Source organism: Nonomuraea sp. NPDC051941 (assembly GCF_044593615.1).
Window position 1 is genome coordinate 234,626 of record NZ_JBIUCF010000011.1, and the last position, 20,816, is coordinate 255,441.

General features: G+C 71.2%; 15 protein-coding genes. 5 read left to right on the top strand and 10 right to left on the bottom strand.

The window, feature by feature from the left end; all coding sequences use genetic code 11:
• Positions 1–9: 9 nt before the first annotated feature.
• From ACIHFD_RS20740 to ACIHFD_RS20770, 7 genes are all read right to left on the bottom strand, one after another.
• Positions 10–1,758: a substrate-binding and VWA domain-containing protein gene (locus tag ACIHFD_RS20740; protein ID WP_397368294.1), complete on the bottom strand. Its 1,749-nt coding sequence runs from the start codon at positions 1,756–1,758 to the stop codon at positions 10–12.
• 81 nt (positions 1,759–1,839) lie between these two features.
• Positions 1,840–4,596, bottom strand: a complete 2,757-nt coding sequence (locus ACIHFD_RS20745) for a bifunctional FO biosynthesis protein CofGH (protein ID WP_397368295.1) — start codon at positions 4,594–4,596, stop codon at positions 1,840–1,842.
• Positions 4,597–4,649: 53 nt separating this feature from the next.
• Positions 4,650–5,546 (bottom strand): DNA-3-methyladenine glycosylase family protein, encoded by an 897-nt coding sequence (locus ACIHFD_RS20750; RefSeq protein ID WP_397368296.1) that lies wholly within the window; start codon positions 5,544–5,546, stop codon positions 4,650–4,652.
• A 63-nt stretch (positions 5,547–5,609) separates the two neighbouring features.
• Positions 5,610–6,701: a sugar phosphate nucleotidyltransferase gene (locus ACIHFD_RS20755; protein WP_397368322.1), complete on the bottom strand. Its 1,092-nt coding sequence runs from the start codon at positions 6,699–6,701 to the stop codon at positions 5,610–5,612.
• A gap of 20 nt (positions 6,702–6,721) precedes the next feature.
• Complete coding sequence (locus tag ACIHFD_RS20760; RefSeq protein WP_397368297.1) at positions 6,722–7,837, bottom strand: glycosyltransferase family 4 protein; 1,116 nt, start codon at positions 7,835–7,837, stop codon at positions 6,722–6,724.
• A gap of 93 nt (positions 7,838–7,930) precedes the next feature.
• A complete protein-coding gene (locus tag ACIHFD_RS20765) occupies positions 7,931–8,830 on the bottom strand; it encodes a lysylphosphatidylglycerol synthase transmembrane domain-containing protein (RefSeq protein ID WP_364243000.1) in 900 nt (299 codons plus the stop codon).
• Positions 8,827–9,654, bottom strand: coding sequence for a methyltransferase domain-containing protein (locus ACIHFD_RS20770; RefSeq protein WP_397368298.1), 828 nt, complete (start codon positions 9,652–9,654; stop codon positions 8,827–8,829). Before ACIHFD_RS20770 ends, ACIHFD_RS20765 begins: the two co-directional genes overlap by 4 nt.
• Before the next feature lie 111 nt (positions 9,655–9,765).
• On the opposite strand from ACIHFD_RS20770, the gene ACIHFD_RS20775 reads away from it, so the two are divergent.
• Complete coding sequence (locus ACIHFD_RS20775; protein WP_364243006.1) at positions 9,766–10,725, top strand: lysylphosphatidylglycerol synthase transmembrane domain-containing protein; 960 nt, start codon at positions 9,766–9,768, stop codon at positions 10,723–10,725.
• On the opposite strand, the gene ACIHFD_RS20780 is transcribed toward ACIHFD_RS20775, so the two are convergent.
• From ACIHFD_RS20780 to ACIHFD_RS20790, 3 genes are all read right to left on the bottom strand, one after another.
• A complete protein-coding gene (locus ACIHFD_RS20780) occupies positions 10,626–11,687 on the bottom strand; it encodes a glycosyltransferase family 4 protein (RefSeq protein ID WP_397368299.1) in 1,062 nt (353 codons plus the stop codon). The two genes, ACIHFD_RS20775 and ACIHFD_RS20780, sit on opposite strands and share 100 nt — an antisense overlap.
• A gap of 3 nt (positions 11,688–11,690) precedes the next feature.
• Entirely contained in the window at positions 11,691–12,620 is a 930-nt protein-coding gene (locus ACIHFD_RS20785; protein ID WP_357726325.1) for a glycosyltransferase family 2 protein, read from the bottom strand.
• 72 nt (positions 12,621–12,692) lie between these two features.
• Positions 12,693–14,723, bottom strand: coding sequence for a hypothetical protein (locus ACIHFD_RS20790; RefSeq protein ID WP_397368300.1), 2,031 nt, complete (start codon positions 14,721–14,723; stop codon positions 12,693–12,695).
• A gap of 158 nt (positions 14,724–14,881) precedes the next feature.
• Between ACIHFD_RS20790 and ACIHFD_RS20795 the strand changes: the two genes are divergently transcribed.
• From ACIHFD_RS20795 to ACIHFD_RS20810, 4 genes are all read left to right on the top strand, one after another.
• Complete coding sequence (locus ACIHFD_RS20795; RefSeq protein WP_397368301.1) at positions 14,882–16,369, top strand: hypothetical protein; 1,488 nt, start codon at positions 14,882–14,884, stop codon at positions 16,367–16,369.
• 144 nt (positions 16,370–16,513) lie between these two features.
• Positions 16,514–18,169 (top strand): LCP family protein, encoded by a 1,656-nt coding sequence (locus ACIHFD_RS20800; protein ID WP_397368302.1) that lies wholly within the window; start codon positions 16,514–16,516, stop codon positions 18,167–18,169.
• 179 nt (positions 18,170–18,348) lie between these two features.
• Complete coding sequence (locus tag ACIHFD_RS20805; RefSeq protein ID WP_397368303.1) at positions 18,349–19,743, top strand: acyltransferase family protein; 1,395 nt, start codon at positions 18,349–18,351, stop codon at positions 19,741–19,743.
• Positions 19,744–19,799: 56 nt separating this feature from the next.
• Positions 19,800–20,762, top strand: coding sequence for a glycosyltransferase (locus ACIHFD_RS20810; protein WP_397368304.1), 963 nt, complete (start codon positions 19,800–19,802; stop codon positions 20,760–20,762).
• Positions 20,763–20,816: the final 54 nt, after the last annotated feature.

The window sequence follows — 20,816 nt, forward strand, 5'->3', positions numbered from 1 at the left end:
CCCCCTTTCTCATGGGGTCGGCTTGCAGGTGGGGTGGCAGAGCCGGCGGGCCAGGGCGGCGAGGAAGACGTCGATGATCTCCCCCGGCTCCTGGGCCTCGTGCAGCGAGCCGTTCGTGGCGGCCGTGATCCGCGACAGGCTGTCGTGATCGACGCCCTTGCCGAAGGCGATGATGATGATCTGTATGGGCTTGTCGGGGTTCCACTCGTGGCGCAGCTTGTCGAGGAGCTCCGGCAGCTTCGTGCCCTTGCCGTCGTCCTTGCCGGCCGTGATCACCAGGAGCGCGTTGTTCATCTCCTCGCGGTACTCGCTGGTGACCTTGCGGAAGCCGCCGAGTATCGCGTCGTAGAGCGAGCTGTCCAGGGTGGGATGGGCGGTGATCGTGCCGGTCAGCTCGGCGAGGCGGCTCTTGCGTACCACCTGTCCGGTCTGGGGCTCGTTGATCGGGCCGAGCCCGACCCGCTCCCGGTAGGGCTTGAGGCCGCCCAGCCCTTCGGCGAACTCCCACAGGCCCATGTGCGTCGAGTCCGGGAAGAGCTGCAGCCCGATCTTGGCCGCGTCCAGCGCGATGCTGATCCTGGTGGTGCCGTTCAGCGACTCGGCCATGTGCTTGGAGGTGTCGGCCAGGACGAGGATGTTCGTCGGCGGGGCCAGCCGGCTCCAGGCCCGCAGCGCCTCGTCGATGTCCTGCGACGACACCGACGACCTGGTCTTCGGGGTCTCCGAGGGGATCTGCGGCCCCGGCGAGATGGGGCCCAGGGTGCCGTCGCCCGACCTGAACCCGGCCCGCCGGACGATGTCCTGCGCCTGCGAGCCCTTCAGCCAGTCGGCGAAGACCGTGGACGCCTCGGCCACCGTGGGGTCGGTCGCGGTGACGACGTACGGGTAGTCGAGGTTGATCGTGCCCTCGCGCGGGTGCAGCGCGACGACCGGGTCGGCGGAGGGGCGCTGGTTGTGGTTCCAGACCGACTGCTCGGGGACGATGACGACCGGACGCTGCCAGAACGTGTGGTCGTCGACCGCCGCCAGCATGCTGCGGTAGTCGGGGGCGGAGCCGGCCTGCGCCCACCGTACGAACGCGGTCAGCGCCTTGTCCGCCTCCGGCCCCGTGCCGACGACGTCCCTGGCGGCGGCCACGGTCGCGATGCCCGCCCCGGCCAGCGACGGGTCTGGTACGCGTACGACGTCCGGCTCGTCCGAGTTGGGCGTCAGCCGCCCGCGCACGGTGGCGGGGAAGACCATCCGCCAGTTCATCTCGGTCTTACCCACGGAGAAGCGCTGGGCCAGCGACGAGCGGGTGGCGAACACCAGCGGCGAGGTCGCCACCACGCTCTCACCGGCGGGCAGCGCGCTCGCGCCCTGCTGGCGGGCCAGCCTGATCCAGGCCGACGAGTCTGCGATCCACCCGTCGGGCCGCTCGCGCAGGACGCCCGCGCGGTCGCCGATCAGCGTGCGCAGGACGGTGGCCGGCGACTGCTCGGTCACCTGGACCAGCACGCACCGGCCACCCACGGACGTCTTCGTCTCGTTGAACCGCTCGGCGGCCTCCATGGCCGCCGGGGCCACGTCGACGGCCGCCGCGACGCTGACCAGAACAGGCTCTCGTGTGCTGCACAGCAGGCCGCCACTGCCGAACACCACCACGAGGCCGGCGGCCACGATGGCCACCGCGGTCAGGCCCGCCAGCATGCCGCGCCGTAAAGCCTTCCTGCGTCGCAGCTCAGCGGGCAGCGGAGCGCGGTGCCGACCTAACCGCACGGTGAACCTCTCTCCCAGGGGAGTGATGATTCTTCCAGCGCCTCCCATGGCGGGCGCAAGCCTTGTTAGAACATGTTACAACTACGCCATCGGCAGGACCCTCCGGACGCTCTTGCACACGCCGTCGCTGGCCTCGGACGCCGCGAGCCGTTCGTCCGCAGGGACGCCGTACTCGGTGGTGCGCTGCCTGACCGGCCTGCCGGTGACCTCGACCATCTCGCGCAGCTCGCTGATCGTCTTGTACGAGCCGTTCTCCGAGCCCGCCATGCGGCTGATGGTCTCCTCCATGAGGGTGCCGCCGAGGTCGTTCACGCCGCCCTGGAGCACCTGGCGGCACAGATCGTCGCGGAGCTTCACCCAGGAGCACTGGATGTTCTTGATCGAGCCGTGCAGGAGGATCCTGGCGAGCGCGTGCACGGCCCTGTTCTCTGCCGCCGTGGGGCCCGGGCGGGCGATCCCGGCCAGGTAGATGGGGGCGCTGGTGTGCACGAACGGCAGCAGCACGAACTCGGAGAACCCGCCGGTCCGCTCCTGGAGGCTGCGGATCAGCTTGATGTGCCTGACCCAGTGCAGGTGGTTGTCGACGTGCCCGTACATCATGGTGGACGTGGTCGGGATGCCCACTTTGTGGGCCGTCGTGATGACCTCGACCCACTCCTTCGCGGGCAGCTTCCCCTTGGTCAGCACCCACCTGACGTCGTCGTCCAGGATCTCGGCTGCCGTCCCGGGCAACGAGTCGACCCCGGCCTCCTTGGCCGCCTCCAGCCACGCCTGGATGGACATGTCGGTGCGGCTGGCCCCGTTGATGACCTCCATCGGGGAGAACGCGTGCACGTGCATCCCGGGCGTCCGCTCCTTGACCGCCCTGGCCAGGTCGAAGTACGCGGTGCCGGGGAGATCGGGGTGGATGCCGCCCTGCATGCACACCTCGGTCGCGCCCGCGTCCCACGCCTCCTGCGCCCGGTCGGCCACCTGGTCCAGGCTCAGGGTGTACGCGTCGGCGTCCGTCCTGCGCTGGGCGAAGGCGCAGAAGCGGCATCCGGTGTAGCACACGTTCGTGAAGTTGATGTTCCTGTTGACGACGTAGGTGACCTCGTCACCCACGGCCTGCCGGCGGAGGTCGTCGGCGATGGCGGCCAGCTCGTCCAGCGCCTCGCCTTCGGCGGCCAGCAACGCCACGGCCTCGGCGTCACTCAACCCACCCGGATCGGCCGCCGCCCTCCGCAACGCCCGCCGCACTTCCCCAGGCGTCCCGCTCCCCGCACCGGCGCCGGTGAGCGAAGCGCCCCCGGCCACAGCGCCCGCCGGCCCCGCGTCGGGGTGTACGGGGTCAGCGTCCGTGCCCTCCGCAACCCGCGCTCCGGGCGCCGGCGCGGCGGGGACCCCGGCGGCGGTGCTCGGCGCAACGCGTGCGGCGAGATCCGACCCCGCACCGTCCGACGGCGCGGTGGACGATGACGTGGCGGCCGAGGGGAGGCGGTCGCGGAGGGCGGTCCAGTCGCCGTAGACGTGGTCGAAGTCGTCCCGCCGATCGTGCGTGCGCCCCGCCGTGTCCACCTCCACGTGCAGATCGACCCGTCCCGACGACGCGAACCCGCCGTCCGGCTCCTGCCACGGCAACCCCCGCAGCTCGGCGTCAGGGCGGGCGAGCCCCGTGGCGGGGTCCGCCAGGGCGGCCACGTGGGCGAAGAGCCGGGGGTCCAGCCACGGCTCCCCGGCCACCACGTACTCGGGATAGATCGTCAGCCGCTCCCGGAGCTGGAACCCGGACTCGGCGGTCCGGGTCTCCAGGAGGGAGATCTGCGGCCAGGGCCGCTCGGGGTTCACGTGGTCGGGGGTGAGCGGCGACACCCCGCCCCAGTCGTCGATGCCCGCCCGGATCATCAGCGCGTACTCGGAGTCCACCAGGTTGGGCGGCGCCTGGATGCGGACCCGGGGCCCGAGCACGAGCCGCGCGACCGCGATCGTGGCCGCCAGCTCCTCCAGGGACGCGTCGGGCAGCCCTCGCATCGCGGTGTCGGGCTTGGCGCGGAAGTTCTGGACGATGACCTCCTGGATCCCGCCGTACTCGCGCGCCACCCGCCGGATCGCGAAGATCGACTCGGCCCGGTCCTCGATGGTCTCGCCGATGCCGATCAAGATCCCGGTGGTGAAGGGCACGTTCGTCCGGCCGGCGTCCTCCAGGACGCGCAGGCGTACGGCCGGGTCCTTGTCCGGCGACCCGTAGTGGGCCTCCCCCTTCTCCTCGAACAGCCGCCGCGACGTCGTCTCCAGCATCATCCCCATGGACGGCGCGACGGGCTTGAGCCGCTGCAGGTCACGCCAGGTCAGCACCCCCGGGTTGAGGTGCGGCAGCAACCCGGTCTCCTCCAGCACTCCGATCGCCATGGCCCGCACATAAGAAAGGGTGTCGTCATAGCCGTGCGCGTCGAGCCAGGAGCGCGCCTGGTGCCAGCGGTCCTCAGGCCGGTCCCCCAGCGTGAACAGCGCTTCCTTGCATCCCATGGCTGCCCCCTGCCGGGCGATCTCCAGCACCTCGTCAGGGCTCAGGAACGGCGCGGGCAGCGTGTGCGGCGCGGTCGCGAAGGTGCAGTAACCACAACGGTCCCGGCAGAGCCGGGTCAACGGGATGAACACTTTCTTGCTGTACGTGATGATCCCTTCGCGGCCGACCGCCCGCAGCCCGGCGTCACGCACGCGGGAGGCATGTTCGAGCAGGGCGTCGAGGTGCTCGCCCCTGGCCTGCAGGAGGACGGTCACCTCCGTGACGTCGAGGGCCTTGCCGTCGCGGGCACGTGCGAGGGCCCGGCGGAGTGCGGAATCACTGACGAGACTCATACGGGCACAGTACGACGGCTGAGTTCGCCGCACGCACCCAGGGGCCCGGCGCGTCAGAAGGACCGATAGTCGCGTACGGACATCCGGGGCCCGCGCGCGGGCGGGCGCAGGCCGGTGAGCCAGACCAGCACCGCCGCGCGGTGCCGATGCCCCTGGTACGGCTCCAGCAGCCGCAACATCCCAGGGTCGTCGGTCTTCTCCCCGGTCAGCGCGTAGCCGACGAGCTTGGCCAGGTGGTAGTCGCCGACGCTCACCGCGTCCGGGTCGCCCAACGCGCGCTGGCGCACCTCGGCCGAGGTCCACACCCCGATCCCGGGCAGCGCCCGCAGCAGCCGGTCGAGCTCCTCGGTGGTCGCGGCGGCCTCCAGCTTGTCGGCGTGCCAGGCGGCGTTCGCGATCGTCCGGGCGCGGACGGCCTCCGCTCCCGCGCGGTGCCAGTGCCAGCTGGGGATCTGCCGCCACACCACGGTCTCGGGCACGACCCGCATCCCCTCGGGCGCGGGTCCGGGCGCGGGCTCGCCGTACCGGCCGAGCAGCCACCGCCAGGCCCGCCACGCCTCCTGCCCGACCACCTTCTGCTCGAGCACGGCCGGTACGAGGGCCTCCATGACCCGCCCGGTACGCCCGATCCGCAAACCCGGATTTTTCCTGACAACCTCCGCCAAAACCTCATGCTTGGCGACAAATCCGGAAGCGTCGTCGAGTGCCCCCAACAGCGCAGGCAGCGCCTCCAGCGCCCACTCCGCGCCCGGCCCCCACGCCTGCCCGTGCACGCACCCGGCCTTGACGCTCACCCGCAGCGTGCACGGCCCGTCGGGCGTCCTGGACGTGCGCCACACGGACCCGTCAGAGCCCTGCCGCCAGGTGGGATCCCCGCCGCCGCGCTTGTGCGGCTGCAACGCCAGCCCCACGTCCAGCGGCCCCTCGGGCACCCACCTGCGCTCTCTCACCCGTCCAGTCTGCCCCCACCGCCGCGCTGCCCGTGACCGGGCCGCAGGAGCAAGGGCAGAGGCTCAGACGTCGCTCGAATAGCGCATCGCGCGCTCGGGCAGCTCCACGCCCGGCCAGATGCGCACGCCGTTCTGCAGCTCGTTGCCCGGCCCCACGATGGCGCCGTCGCCGATCACCGCGTCGCACACCACCGTGCCCGCGCAGACCCGCGCGCCCCGCCCCACCACGGAGTCCGTCACGGAGGCGCCCGCCTCGATGACGCAGTCGTCGCTCAGCACCGAGCCCACCACCGTCGCCCCGGACTCGACCACGACCTGCGCGCCGACCGCCGTGCCGCCCTGCACCTTGGCCTCAGGCGAGACCTGAGCCCCTTCCAGAGCGAGGAACTCCCCGGTCGGCCCCGGCAACGCGGGCGAGTCGAGCCGCCCCAGCACCAGGTCGCGCGACCCCCGCACGAAGGCCGCCGGGGTGCCGACGTCGAGCCAGTAGGTGCGGTCGGCGTAGCCCAGCACCAGCTCGCCCGCCTCGATCAGCCCGGGGAACGTCTCCCGCTCCACGGACACGATCTCGTCGCGGGGGATCGAGTCGATCACCGACCGGGTGAACACGTAGCAGCCGGCGTTGATCCGGTTGGTGACGGGGTTGGGCGTCTTCTCCAGGAAGGCCGTCACCCGCCCGGTCTCGTCGGTAGGGACGCACCCGAACCGGGAGGGATCATCGACTTCTGTCAAATGGAGCGTTACAGCGGCATGTCGTGCCAGGTGGGTGCGTACCTGATCGCCGATGTCGTGGCCGGAGAGGATGTCCCCGTTGAGGATGAGGACCGGGTCGGACGGCCCCGCCGTGAGGGCTTCGGCGGCGTTGCGGATCGCACCGCCGGTGCCCAGCGGCGTCTCCTCGGTGATGTATTCGAGTGAGAGCCCGAACGCCGACCCGTCACCGAAGGCGGGCTCGAACATCGACGCCTTGTAGGAGGTGGCGAACACGATCCGGCGGACCCCGAAAGATCGCGCACGGGCGAGTTGGTGGGCCAGGAACGGCACTCCGGCGGTCGGCAGCAGCGGTTTCGGCGTGCCCAGTGTCAGCGGACGCAGGCGCGTGCCCTGCCCCCCGACCAGGAGGATCGCCTCGAGGTCTGGCAAAGAGCTCTCCATCACTCGGTGAGGTTACCGAACTATTCGATCGCGCGTTGATAAGAGCTGAGATGCGCCTCGGCCGAGGCGTCCCAGGTGAACTCGCGTGCTCTTGCCAGCCCCGCCTCCCGCAGCTCCCCCCTGCGGGCGGGGGAGCCCAGCAGGTGTCCGAGCGCCACGGCGATGCTGTCGGCGTCCGGCTCAGTGTAGGCCACGGCGTCGCCGCCGACCTCTGGCAGAGACGAGCGATGTGTCGTCAGGACCGGCGCGCCGCAGGCCATGGCCTCCAGCACCGGCAGGCCGAACCCCTCGCCGCGCGACGGGAAGGCCACCACGAGCGCCCCGCCCAGGAACCCGGGCAGGTCGGGCGCGCGCAGGTAGCCGGGCCGGATGACCCTGACGGTGGCCTCCACCTCCCGGCAGGCGGCGTCGACGTCGTCCTCGTGGACCCCGCCGCCGATCACCAGCGCGGGCGGCGCGTCCAGGTGCTTCGCGGCGGCGGCGAAACCGCGGATGAGGTTGGGAACGTTCTTACGGGGGTCGAGCGCGCCCAGGAACGCCACATAGGGCTGGCCGTGCAGCCCGCACCGCAGCGCGACCCGGCGGATCTCGTCGTCGCTCGGCGGGTGGAACTGCCCCAGGTCGACTCCGTGGTAGGCGACGTCGATGCGGGTGGGGTCGGCGGCGAGCACGCGGACGAGCTCGTCCCTGGTCGCCTTGGAGGGCACGATCACCCGCCGGGCGTGGCGCACGGCGGTGCGGGTGGCGGAGCGGAAGAACGACGCCCGCGGACTGTGCTGGTCGGGCTCGGTGAACCAGGTGGCGTCGTGGATCGTCACCACGGTCGGCAGGCCCGAACCGAGCGGGATGGAGTAGTAGGGGGCGTGGATCACGTCCGCCCCCGCCTGCCGGGCGAGCAGCGGCAGGCCGGTCTGCTCCCAGGCGAGCCGGGCGGCCCTGTTGGAGATCGCCACGGGCCCCGGGAGGACCAGGGCCGAGGGCGCGAGGCGCCGGTAGCGTTCGGCCTCCGATCGCTGGCAGACCACCGCGAGGTCTGCGCCGGCCCGGTCGAGCGCGGCCACGAGCCCGTCCACATATCTGATCAACGCGCCACGGTCCGCGGGGACCGCCGCCGCGTCGACGAGCACTCGAGGCATTACGTAGATCTTCTCCCCTCAAGATCAACGTGGGACTGGTGTCCCCCTCTGAAGTTCAGCTTATGACCAGCCTCCCCTAAATCGCCGGTCAAATCACACGGAGTTGCGACGCGCTGCGATTCCCGCCATACCGGCGCAGATCAGGTCCCCCAAAATAATGACAATGCGGGATGAAAGAGCCACCGCGATCGCCGCGCCGCCGTCCACGTGAGGCGCCAGCACCGCGACCATCGCCACCTCCCGCACGCCCGCGCCCGCCGGGACGACGAAGGTCAGGATGCCCAGGCACCACGACAGCGCGAAGGCCCCGACGGCGAAGAGCAGGCCGCCCTGGGGGGCGACGAAGTAGAGGTGCACGCCGTAGCAGAGCCAGCCGGCCAGCGCCCAGCCGAGGGCGGCGAGCATGCCGCGCCGAGTGAGCGGGCGTTCGAGCGGCTCCCGCTTGAGCTTGCGCAGGGCGTACCCGATCACGGCGTTGATGACCTTGGGCTCCAGCAGGACCAGCAGCAGCGGGATGAACAGCAGCAGCCAGCCGTAGCGGTCCCAGCCGAGCGTGACCAGCGAGACGAGCAGGCCGGTCGCCAGCTGGATGGGCATCATCAGGAAGAACGCCGCCGCGCTGCGCGAGCGCGGCACGCCGAGGTCGCGGCCCATCTCCATCTGGGCGATCACCGGCCAGACGGCGCCGGGGATGTATTTGCCGAGCTGGCCCACGAAGAAGACCTTGGCGGCGGGCCTCAGCGGCAGCGGGGAGCCGAGGTCGGCCAGGAGGGTGCGCCAGGTGAGCATGGCACCGAGCAGCGCGGCGACCACGGCGACCAGCGACCCGGCCAGCGCGGCCCACGACAGCCTGGCGAACCCGGCCACCACGGTGTCCCACTGCTTGGCCACGGCGTAGGCGCCGAAGCCGAGCGCGACGGCCAGGAAGCCGTACCGGACGAGCCTGCGGACCGGCGAGCGCCGCGGGACGGCCTCCTCTTTCACTGTCGTCACAGCGGGCGGACCCGCTCGGGCGGCTGGGGCAGCGCCGCGCCCGCGGGCCGCCGCGGCGTCTTGGTGGCCACCCACAGGTACGTGGGCACCAGGGGCAGCAGCAGCCTGAGCACCTCGCGGGGAGTGCGGGCCAGCACGGTCTGCGCGATCCGCCCCAGCGCGCCCGGGAACAGCTCGCCCCCCGCGAACTGACCCGGCGTGGCCAGCACGGGGAAGGTGTAGTCCCACACGTGGAAGGCCCGCAGCATCCTGCGCAGCCCGCGCCGCGTCCTGAACCGCTCGTAGTAGTGGTCGGCCCGCCCGGACGCCCGCACGTAGCGGTCGGCCAGCGCGGGCGGCAGGTAGGACAGGAACGGCAGCTTGTAGTGGGGCTCCATGACGCCGAGCCGGTTGCCCAGCCCCAGGTATAGGACCCCGTCGTCGGACAGCACCCGGTGCATCTCGGCCACCACGGAGTCGGGGTCGACCACGTGCTCGTAGATGTGGTTGAAGACCAGCACGTCGATCGACCCGTCGGGGAACGGCAGCGCGGTGCCGTCGCCGCACACGAACGCCACCCGCTCGCCGAACCGGTCGGCGGCCTTGCGCAGCCCCGGCACGTCGATGTCGATGCCCAGCGTGTGCTTCGCCCCGGCCTGCGCGAGCTCGTCGGCGATGAACCCCGCGGAGCAGCCCACGTCGCCCACCGTCAGCCCGCTCAGCGGCCCGCGGAAGTGCTCGAGCACCGCGATGATCTTCGCAGCCTTCCGCCGCCGTTTGCCCTCGTCGAGCATGGCGGACTGGAACTCCGAGTATTCGAGCTGCGCGACTCGTTGCTTACCCACGAGGACCCACAGTACCCAAATGGGCATGGGTACGAAGCCGGTGCGGGCCGCGCCCGCGGTCTCCGGCGCCGCCGTCTGGCCTGCCCGGCGGAGCACGCGTAGCCTGAGCGAATGCTCCGTCGCCTGCTGCGCGTCGTCCTCGCCCTGATCGCCCTCGGCTTCCTGGGTTACGGGCTGGCCACGAACTGGGACGAGACCACCGGGGCGGTGGCGGCGATGTCGCCGTGGGCGGTGCTCGGGGCGTTCGCGGCGGTGCTGCTCGGCCAGGTCTTCATCCTGGTGGCCTGGCGGGAGATCCTGGCGGGGCTGGGCACGCGGGTGCCGCTGCGGATCGCCGGGCGGATCATGTTCGTGGGCCAGCTGGGCAAGTACATCCCGGGCGCCGTGTGGGCGTACGCGGCGATGATGGACCTCGGGCGCGACCACGGGAGCCCGCCGCGGCGCACGTTCGCGACGATCTCGCTGAGCCTGGTGATCAACCTCGGCGTCGCCGTCTCGATCGCCGCGGCGACGCTGGGCTCGCTGGAGGCGGTGCGCAAGGCCTGGTACCTCGTGCTGCTCGTGCCGGTGATCATCGTGTGCCTGCATCCCAAGGTGCTCACCTGGGGTCTCAACCTGGCGCTGCGGATCGCGCGCAAGGAGCCGCTGGAGAGCGTGCTGCCCGGCCGTACCGTGGTCGTCGCGGTGGCGTGGACCGCGCTCGGCTGGTTCGTGTACGGCCTGCACATCTGGTTGCTCTCCGGCCGCTCCGACCTCTACCTCGTCGCGACCGGAGCGTACGCGTTCGCGTGGGCCACCGGGATCCTCACCATCGTCGTGCCCGCGGGGGTCGGGGTCAGGGAGGGCGCGCTGGTGCTGGTGCTCGCGCCGCTCATCGGCACCCCGGCGGCGCTCGCGGTGGCGATCGTGTCGCGGCTGGCGTTCACGCTGGCGGACGCGACGGCCGCGGGCATCTCGTTCGTGCTCGGCCGTCAGGCGGCCAGCAGCGTCCCCGCGTACGCCGACCAGAACGGCTCGGGATCGACGGCCTTGACGCCCGACCGCAACCTCTCGGGCTCGCCCGAGGCGTAGAAGCGTTCGAGGGCCGCGCGCAGCGCCCCGGCGTCACCCGGCTCGACCAGCAGCCCGTCCACGCCGTCGGTGACGTGGTCGGCGAGCGCGCCGACGCGGGTGGCGATCACCGGCACGCCGTGCTCGTGGCCGAGCCAGACGTTCTGGCTGGCGGTCGCGTTCCGGTACGGGAGCACGAGCGCGTCCGCCCGCGCGAACAGCCCCGGCACGTCCTCGGCGGCCACGTAGCCGGGCCGCAGCTCGACCCGATCACCGAGGCCCAGCTCGGCGATCAGCGCCCGCGTCTCGTCGAGCCCGCCCCAGAACTCCCCCGCGACGGTCAGCGAGATCCCGTCGGGCAGCGCCCTGAGCAGCAGGTCCAGCCCCTTGTACGGCCGCACGATGCCGAAGAACAGCAACCGGCGATGGACCTGGGTGGACTTCTCGGCGTTGGTGGAGGGCAGGTGCGGCGGCAGCGCCGCCACGCTGACCGGGCTGCCCGTCAGCCCCCTGGCCAGCCCGGCCTGCTGCTCGGAGTGGGTCAGCACCCCGTCGACCCGCTTGAGCAGCGCCTTCATGAGCGGCTCGTCGTACGGCTTGCGCTCGTGGGGCAGCACGTTGTGGCAGAGGGCAATAGTCCTGACTTTTCGCCCTATCCCGTACAAAATCCCCAAATATGCGGGGACCTGCACCGGACTCAGCACGGCCAGCACCACCAGATCCGCCGACCTGAGCCGCCTCCCGGCGGACACCCACCCGTCGGGACGCCGCCAGTCGAGCCTGCGCAGGGTGTTCGGGAAAGGCGTGCCCTCCGGCGCGGAGATCGTCTGCTGCCCCGGGTAGAGGAACGACGGATACTGCGCCCGCCACGACTCGATCACCACGTCGTGACCCTGGGCCGCGAGGCGGTGCGCCAGCTCGGTGGTGTGCTGGGCCCCGCCCCCCTTGTAGGGATAGGTGGGGCCGACGATCGCGATCCGCACGCGCTACTCCCCCCGCGACCGCACGATCAGGTCGGCGAGCAGCGCCACGGACCCGATCAGCAGCCCGGACAGGAAGATCATCACGGTGTTGGCCGGGAAGTAGAACGGGTGCATGACCATGTCCCACAGACCCTTCACGAACCCGATGCCCACCAGCCACAGCGCGGGCGGCATGAGCACCTTGAGCGGGTTGAAGTACATGATCATCCGCAGCACCTGCAGGATGTAGCGGTACGCGTCGGACACGAAGCTGAACTTCGACTTCCCGGCCCGCTTGGCGTAGTCGATCGGCAGGTAGTAGATGTCGTGCTGGTTGGACAGGAACGACAGCGTGATCGTCGTCACACACGAGAACCCGGGCGGGAGCAGCCGCAGGTAGGGCTTGGCCACCGTCCTGCGGAAGGCCCGCAGCCCCGAGTTGAGGTCGGGGATCTTCTGCCCGGCCAGCTGCTCCGCCACCTTGCGGATCACCCATTTGGCGGGGACCCGCAGCAGCTTGTGCGAGCCCTCCTCGCTGGTGCGCGCGCCGACCACCTGGTCGATCATCGGATCCTTCTCCAGGATCTGCACCAGCTCGGGGATGCGGTCGTTGGGGTAGGTCATGTCGGCGTCGGTCCAGACGACGATCTCGCCCTTGGCCTCCTGCGTGCCGATGCGCCGCACGGTGCCCGCGCCGCCGTTGCGGTGGAAGGCGCGGATGCGCAGGTGGGGGTAGTCGGGAGCGGCCTGCTTCAGCCTGGCCAGCGTCTCGTCGGTCGAGCAGTCGTCCACGGCCACGAGCTCGTAGGTGTAGCCGCTCGAGTCCATGGACCTGGTGATGCGCTCGACTTCATCGATGACGTGATCCTGCTCGTTGTAGCAGGGAAGAACGATGGTGACGTACGGCGCTTCTTCCACGGCAGGTCCACTCTTCGGGGTCTCTAGCGTGCTCACGGGCCTTGAGGGTACTCTGCCCAACTCAAAGCCGAGTCCACGCGCGCCCACTGGGAGCTCCCACTTCCAAGATCATCCATTCCCTTCGGGGAGGGCCATCCAGGCGCCGATCTGCAGGCCCCAGGTGCCGTTCGGGGCGTCCACGAGAGAGCGTTCGTCCTGGCGGGAGGCCAGCGCGAAGACCTGAGTCGGAGATCCGTACGGCGCCACCTGGACCTTGTCGGCGGCCAGCACGACGGGGACGCGGCCCGCGGCGCGCACCCGGCCGATCAGCCGGCGCACCTGCGCCTCGGGGGCGGTGTCCACCGAACCCTCGCGGGCCACGATCGCCGCCGGGCGGTCGCACATGCCGCGTACGAGCTGGGTGAACCGATCGCCGGTCACCCGCTCCACGATCAGCACCGACGCGGCGGGCGGGAACTTCGCGCACATCCCCGCCACCGCCGCCGCCTCGCCTCGCTCGACCGGCGTGAACGCCGTCCCGATGGAGGTGACGGCCGGCGGCGCGAGGACGATCAGGACGGCGAGCGCCATCCCCCACCGCCGCGCCCGGGGCCCGCGCGGCCAGGACGGCGGGTGCGCCCGGAGCAGGTCGCGCAGCCATGCCAGGCCGTACATGGCGAGCAGGATCAGGCCCGGGATCACGATGGGGACCAGGCGGCGGGCGGCCCACGGGTGGTCGGGGGTGATCTCGGGGCGCAGGAGCGTGGTGACGGTGGTCCAGCCGATCACCGCGAGGGGCGGCAGCCACTCGAACGGTCCGCCGTCCCGCAGCAGCCTGCGCACCAGCACCGCCGCCGCGACCGTGGCCAGCACCACCACGGGGATGCCGACGTACCAGGTCACCCAGTGCAGGGAGTTCTCGAAGTAGAGCCGGGTGTCGTCCACGGGCAGGCCGTTGGCCTGCTGGGTCTGGGCGATCATCAGGGCCGTGCGCCGGTCGTCCTCCGTCACGGGCTGGCGGGTCACGGTCTGGAACCACGGGCGCGCGTACAGGCCGGCCATGAGCAGCACGACCAGCCCGGCCCCGGCCGCGGGGACCCACGCCGGCGGCCGGATCCTGGCCAGCAGCGGGGCGGCGGCCGTGCCCACCGCGGTGAACACGAGGACGGCGGCGCAGATGGCCAGCAGCGGCTTGACCGACCCCGACAGGTACGACAGGTAGGGCCGGGAGAGCAGGTACGCCGCGAGCATCCCGGCCCCGGCGCCCGCCACCAGCCCGGCCAGCAGCGGCACGCCCAGCGCCCCCTGCGGCCTGGCGAAGCGGCGCATCGCGATCAGCAACCCCGCGAACGCCAGCACGGGCAGCACGTCACGCAGCCCGTCGACCCGGACCAGCACGGCCAGCCCGAACACCAGCCCGGCCAGCAGCCCGCGGGCCCGGCCCGGCCGGGCGAGCGCGTCGTGTGCCAGCGCCAGCCCGCCGAACAGCAGGATCAGCGACGGGATCTCGCTGAACGTGCTGCGCGAGGTGTAGAGGATCGGCAGGCTGACCGCGAACACCGCCGCCCCCAGCACCGCCCACCGCGCCCCCGCCAGCCGCGCCACCACCCCGGCCACCGTGAGCACGGCCAGCCCGCCCAGCACCGCCGGGATCGCGAAGGGCATCCCCAGCCAGTCGCCGACCGCGAACAGGATCGGCGGCCCCGGCATGAACTGCGGCACCACCGCCCCGTCGAACGCGTAGAACCCGACGCTCTTGAAGATCAGCGACGGGTCCGGGCCGCCGAACGCCCAGGCCTGCGTGGGAATGGGCAGCGAGCCGTGGCCCGCGATCCAGGCCGCGTACTGCGCGTACGTGGCCGGGTCGCGCCTGACGACGATCTGCTCGGTGTGCATGAGCGTGTTGAACACGCCGGACGCCACGGCCACCGCCACGACGCCCATGACCTGCCGGGACGTGGCCTCGGCCACCTTGCTCAGCCGCCGGGTGCCGGCCCGGCAGAGCAGGGCGGCGGCGGGCAGCCCGAGCAGCACCGCGGGCAGCGGCGCGAAGTGGCCGAGCAGCAGCAGCGGCAGCCCCGCCACCAGCCAGCCCGTCACGGCGAGCGCGGGCGCCACCGAGAGCACGGCGAGCATCCGCCCGGATCGGTCGAGTCCCATCGGTGAGCGAGCGTATCCAACCTGGAGGTCCCGGTGGGTTCCGCCACACGGCGGGCGATCTTCATCTCAACCGGGGAGACCTGGCGTGCGTACCCCTTATCGGCCGGTTGGCACGGGGTTCACTGAATGGCGGGTAGCGTACGTGGGCACTACGGGACATGCCGGAGAGACAGCGGGAGGGCGTGCGGGTGATGCCGGAGACTCGCGCCGACGTGCCCGCTCGCGGAGGCCTGGCGTGGGTCGGGGATCCGTCCCGGTGGAGGCGGCACGGGTGGTTCCTGGCGGTCCTCGCCCTCGGCACGGCCCTGCGCGCCCTGGCGATGCTGGGCTACCGGCCGGCCCTGTGGTTCCCCGACTCCTACACCTACGTCGTCACCGTCTTCAAACCCCGCCCCGACCTGGTCCGCCCGGCGGGCTACTCGATGTTCCTGAAGCTGCTGGAGCCGTTCCACACCTTCGGGATGGTCACGGCCGCGCATCACCTGCTCGGCCTGGCCACCGGCGTGCTGATCTACCGGGTCGCGCGACGGGCGCCGAGGTGGGTGGCGACGCTGGCCACGGTGCCGGTGCTGCTCGACGCGTACCAGATCGAGCTGGAGCACCTGCTCGTCTCGGACACGCTCTTCATGTTCCTGGTGGTGGCGGCGGTGGCGCTGTGCGGGTCGGAGCGGCGGCGCACGGTGGCCGCCATCGGCCTGCTGCTGGCCGCCGCCACCCTCACCAGGACCGTCGGCCAGCCTCTCATCCTGCTCCTGGCCGCCTGGTACGTGCTGCGCGGGCGCCTGCGCCTGGCCGGGCTGCTGCTGGCCACCGCCCTCGTGCCGGTCATCGCGTACGGCGCCTGGTTCTACGCCACGTACCAGCGGGTCGGGCTCGTGGGCGCGAACGGCGTCTTCATGTACGCCCGCACGATGTCGTTCGCCGACTGCGCCAGGATGGACCCGCCGCCGGACCTGCGGGTCCTGTGCGACCCGCGCCCCCCGGAGCGGCGGCCGCCGTCGCAGGAGTACATCTGGGCGAAGGACTCCCCGCTCGTGCTGCTGCCCGGGATCACGTTCACGAAGGAGACCGACGACCTGGCGGGCCGGTTCGCGACGCTGGCGATCACCAGGCAGCCGCTCGACTACGCCGCCTCGGTGCTGACGGAGCTGGGCCGCACGTTCACGTGGGGCCGCCCGGTCTACCCCGATCCGGAGATCTACGGCTACTACCAGTTCCCGGTGACGGAGCCGGGGCCGCCTGGCCGCTATCCCGCACAGGTCGGCGCCGACTATGCCAAGCTCTACGAGCGGGGCGAGATCGGCACGGAGATCGTCGAGCCCTACGCCGGCTGGCTGAGGGCCTACCAGAACATGGTGCGGCTGCCCGGCCCGGTGCTCCTGGGGGTGCTGCTGGTGCCCCCGGTGGCGGCCGCCATCCGCCGGAGCGGGCGCAGGCGTCCCGCGCCCTGGCTGGTGCCCTGGTCAGCGGCCGTGGTGCTGATGGTCACACCGGCCGCTGCGGCGGAGTTCGACTACCGATACGTGTTGCCGGCCGTGCCCCTGGCCTGTTTGGCGGCGGCCCTGAGCATCAGACCTGACGTGCGAAAACACTGCGTGAGCAAGAAAGAGTTTGGCGATGATATTCCACGTAATGTCCAGCTCTGAGTATGCTTTGCCGCGGAAACATCACGCCCGGGTCACGGTCGTTCCCCGCGGTCATGGCACCTGGCACGCCGTACGTGACCTCGTCTCGTGGCGCGAGGCGACGAAGCCAGCGCGTCAGGCGCGAGAAGTGAGGCTAGGGGACGTATGACTGACTACAGGAGCGTGCCCGTAGTCACCTCCGGGCAGGACTACCGGGCTGCCCCCACCCAGCCCGGCAGCAGGATGGCGCGTAGAGCGGCGGCCGCCGCGGCTCCGCCGCCCCCGCCCGACGACCGGCCGCCGCGCGGCCACCGCGGCGGCGGCAACGGCGGCGGCCAGAACAAGATGCGCATCCTGGCCTGGGTCAGCATCGGCGTGACCTCGCTCATGGTGGCCGGCGCGCTGACCGGCTACACGGTCTACCGCGACGCCTTCGGCAACATCAAGAAGAAGAGCGTCAACAGCGACATCATCAACCCCCGGCCCGTGGACACCGGCGCCCTCAACGTCCTGCTCGTCGGCTCCGACACCCGCGCGGGCAAGGGCAACGCGCGGTACGGCCAGAAGCTGGCCAGGGAGGCGGACGCGGGCGGCAAGCGCACCGACACGATCATCCTCATGCACATCTCGCCCAACCGGGACAAGGCGCGGCTGATCAGCTTCCCGCGTGACTCGATGGTGCAGATCCCCAAGTGCAAGAACGAGACCACCAAGCAGGAGATGCCGCCGCGCCGGGACATGATCAACTCGGCGTACAACTCCGGCGGCATCGCCTGCACGATCTCCACGATAGAGACCCTCACCGGCATCCGCGTCAACCACTTCGTCGAGGTCGACTTCAGCGGCTTCAAGAACATCGTGGACGCGCTCGGCGGCATCGAGATCTGCCTGAAGTCCGGCGTCAACGACAAGAACTCCAAGCTGGTCCTGCCGCCCGGCAAGAGCCTGCTCAACGGTGAGAAGGCCCTGGGCTACGTGCGCCTGCGCCACTACGGCGACGGCAGCGACATCCAGCGCATCAAGCGGCAGCAGATCTTCCTGAGCAAGGTCGTCGCCAAGGCCACCAGCAGCGAGCTGCTCACCGACGTCGGCAAGCTCAGGGACTTCATCGCGGCCGCGGCCGGCTCGGTCACCATGGACCCGGAGCTGGCCAACGACACCGAGCAGCTCATCAACATCGCGCTGAGCGCCAAGGAGATGACCGCCGGCGGCGTCAAGTTCACGACGATCCCGTGGGGGCCCGACCCCGAGGACAAGAACCGCGTGGTCTGGAAGCAGCCCGACGCCAGCGCGCTGTTCACCTCGATCAAGACCGACACCGAGGTCGCCACCCCGGCGCCGTCCGCCAGCACCGGCACCGCCACCGGCACCAAGCCCAAGGTCACGCTCAAGCCCGAGCAGGTGAAGATCCAGGTGCTCAACGGCACCAAGACCTTCGGCAAGGCCCGCGAGGTCGCCGACCAGCTCGCCAAGGAGGGCTTCAACGTCGTCGGCGTCGGCAACTACGAGGCCGCCGACGGCAAGAGCCTGCCGAAGACCGAGGTCCACTACGCCAAGACCATCGAGTCGGCGCCCGACCACGCCGGGACGCTGGCCGGGGCCCTCGTGCCCAAGCCCGCCCCGGCATCGGGCAAGGTCGCGGTCACCAACCCGCAGCCGTACACGCCCGCGACGGCCCCCACGAGCACCCCGCCGAAGGGCACTCCGGTGATCCAGCTGGTGGTGGGCGAGGACTTCGAGTCGGTCAAGGTGACCAAGCTGCCCGACAGCGTCAACAACAGCACGATCACGGCCTCCGAGCAGAAGAACACCTGCACCTGACGAGCCTCCAAGTTCCCTGTGGAATCGGGCGTTCTCGCCTCACGCGAGGGACAGGAGGCGCGTGGGCGGGATAGTCTGTTGCGGGTCGGCGACGCAGCGCGACCCGGAGCCGAGAGGCCATCCGTTGGTCGTGCTGCCGTCGTGTTCCCCGGCCCCGAGCGAAGCTGAGCGACTCCCCTGTGTCTGACACCAGATTCTCCCCACCGGTCACGACTCCGCGGAGCCCCGAGGAGGAGACCGGCGGCCCCGCCCAGACGGGAGCCCGCTGGCCGCTGCCGGAGGAGGCGTTCTGGAGCGAGGAAGCCGATCCGCACTGGATGGCGCCGGGCGAGCTGACCGAGCCGCAGCCCGCCGTCAAGGACGACGAGCCCCCGACGAAGAACCCGGCGAAGGGTCCCGCGAAGGCCCCGGCGAAGGCTCCCGCGAAGGTTCCGGCGAAGGCTCCCGCGAAGGCTCCGGCCGCGGCGGACGAGCCCTCGCAGGCGGCGCAGGAGCGGCGTCCGCGGAAGCGGGCGAAGGCCGCGGCGGACGACACGGCCCAGCCGCAGCCGGAGCCGAAGCAGGAGGCCCAGCCGGCCAAGCGCAAGCGCGACCCGTACCTCGACAACGTCAAGTTCGTGCTGATCGCGCTGGTGGTCGTCGGCCACTCGCTGGTGCCGACGCTGTCGGCGGACTCCTCCAGGGCCCTGTACATCTTCATCTACACGTTCCACATGCCGCTGTTCGTGCTGATCAGTGGCTATTTGTCCAGAAATTTCTGGAACTCGAACGCCAAGACCAACAAGCTGGTCGACACGTTCCTGGTCCCGTACGTGATCGTCGAGGTCGGCTACGCCCTGCTCCGCGTCTCGGTGGGCCAGAAGTGGAGCCTGACGATCATCGACCCGGCGTGGCTCAACTGGTACCTGCTGGCGCTGCTGTTCTGGCGGCTGTCCACCCCGGTGTGGAAGCGGATGAAATATCCGGTGCCGGTCGCGATCGTCGTCTACCTGCTCTCCGGGTTCTCGCAGATCGAGGGCGACTTCAGCATGGACCGCTTCTTCGGTCTCATGCCGTTCTTCGTGATCGGCCTGGTGATGCAGCCGGAGCACTTCGAGATGCTCAACCGGCGGTGGATCAAGATCCTGGGGGTCCTCACGATCCTGGGCGCGGCGGGGGTGGCGATCCTCCTCGCGCCGCAGGCGAAGCTCTCCCCGTTCTACTTCAAGGCCAGCTTCCAGGACCTCCACCTGTCGTGGTACATGGGCCTCGGCATGCGCGCCGGGCTGCTGGTGTGCGCGCTGGCCATGTGCTTCGCCGTCCTGGCGCTGGTGCCCCGGGGCGAGACGTGGTTCTCCGACCTCGGCACCCGCACGCTCTACTGCTACCTGCTGCACGGCATCCCCGTGCTGGTCGCCAAGGAGATGGGCTGGCTGGAGCTCCCGTGGCTGTTCGGGCCGCTCGGCGTGCTGGCGATCGCCTCCAGCGCCTTCGCGCTGGCGATCGTGTTGTGCCTGCCTGAGACCCGTACGGTCTTCAAGTGGGTGCTCGAACCCCGCCTGATCTGGCTCTATCGCCGCCCATCACGAAGTTAAGCGACAGTTCTACCCACATTTACGCCTTTGACCTGGTAGGCGCGGAGCATCGACACATGCGGACATGTGTCGCCACGACCGTCCATCATCCCGAGGACGCCCGGATCATGCACCGGCAGATCAGGGCGCTGCTCGACGCGGGCCACGAGGTCACCTACGTCGCACCGTTCACGTACTTCAACGTGACCCCCACCATGGGGATCACCGCGATCGACGTGGCGCGGCACGCCTCGTACGGCAGGGCGCGCGCGGCGCTGAAACGCGGCGTGAAGGGCGCGGACCTGCTGATCGTGCACGAGCACCGGCTGCTGGGCGCGCTGCCCTACAGGCGTCCTCCGGTCGTCTGGGACCTACGCGAAGAGGTCTCCCCCAGGCGGCTGGCCCGCGCGGGGAGGCGCCACCGCGTGATCACGCCCGCGGTGGTTCCCGAGGCGACCCTGGTGTCGCCCAGCCCGCCTCCTCCCGGCGACACCAGGGTCGTGCACATCGGCCGCCTCTCGTCCGAGCGCGGCGTGTCGGAGCTGATCGGGCTGGCCGAACGGCTGGTCCCGTACGGCGTCAGGCTCGACCTCATCGGCGCGGCGGCCCGGGACGTCCGTCCGCTGCTGCGCGACGCGCAGCGGGTCGGGCTGCTCGACTGGTTCGGGTACGTGCCCAACCGGCACGCGCTGCGCATGGCCGAGGGCGCGCTGGCGGGTCTTTCGCTGGCGGACGACACGGTGCGGACGGTGCCGACGAAGATCATGGACTACATGGGGCGCGGGCTGCCCGTCATCACGACTCCCCAGGGCTCGGCGCTGGTCGAGCGGACCGGGTGCGGGCTCGTGGTGCCGCTGGACGTGGAAGCCGTGCTGAACGCCGTACTGGACCTCAAGGAGGACCCGGTGCGGCGGGCCCGGCTGGGCGCCCTGGGGCACGCGGAGGCGCGGCTGCACCACCACTGGCCGGACCACGCGGCGGCCTTCGTCAACCGCGCCGAGTCCTGGGCCGGTCTCCCCACCCACGCTCTGGCCGTCTGACCGGAACGGCCGGCCTTCCGGGAGCGCGGGCGACACGCCGGAGGCCGGGCGGCG

What these genes read in the sequence shown, in the direction of transcription:
- ACIHFD_RS20745 (WP_397368295.1), bottom strand. Translation starts at nt 4,596, where the DNA reads ATGAGTCTCGTCAGTGATTCCGCACTCCGCCGGGCCCTCGCACGTGCC.
- ACIHFD_RS20755 (WP_397368322.1), bottom strand. Translation starts at nt 6,701, where the DNA reads ATGGAGAGCTCTTTGCCAGACCTCGAGGCGATCCTCCTGGTCGGGGGG.
- ACIHFD_RS20760 (WP_397368297.1), bottom strand. Translation starts at nt 7,837, where the DNA reads ATGCCTCGAGTGCTCGTCGACGCGGCGGCGGTCCCCGCGGACCGTGGC.
- ACIHFD_RS20775 (WP_364243006.1), top strand. Translation starts at nt 9,766, where the DNA reads ATGCTCCGTCGCCTGCTGCGCGTCGTCCTCGCCCTGATCGCCCTCGGC.
- ACIHFD_RS20790 (WP_397368300.1), bottom strand. Translation starts at nt 14,723, where the DNA reads ATGGGACTCGACCGATCCGGGCGGATGCTCGCCGTGCTCTCGGTGGCG.
- ACIHFD_RS20795 (WP_397368301.1), top strand. Translation starts at nt 14,882, where the DNA reads ATGCCGGAGAGACAGCGGGAGGGCGTGCGGGTGATGCCGGAGACTCGC.
- ACIHFD_RS20800 (WP_397368302.1), top strand. Translation starts at nt 16,514, where the DNA reads ATGACTGACTACAGGAGCGTGCCCGTAGTCACCTCCGGGCAGGACTAC.
- ACIHFD_RS20810 (WP_397368304.1), top strand. Translation starts at nt 19,800, where the DNA reads ATGCGGACATGTGTCGCCACGACCGTCCATCATCCCGAGGACGCCCGG.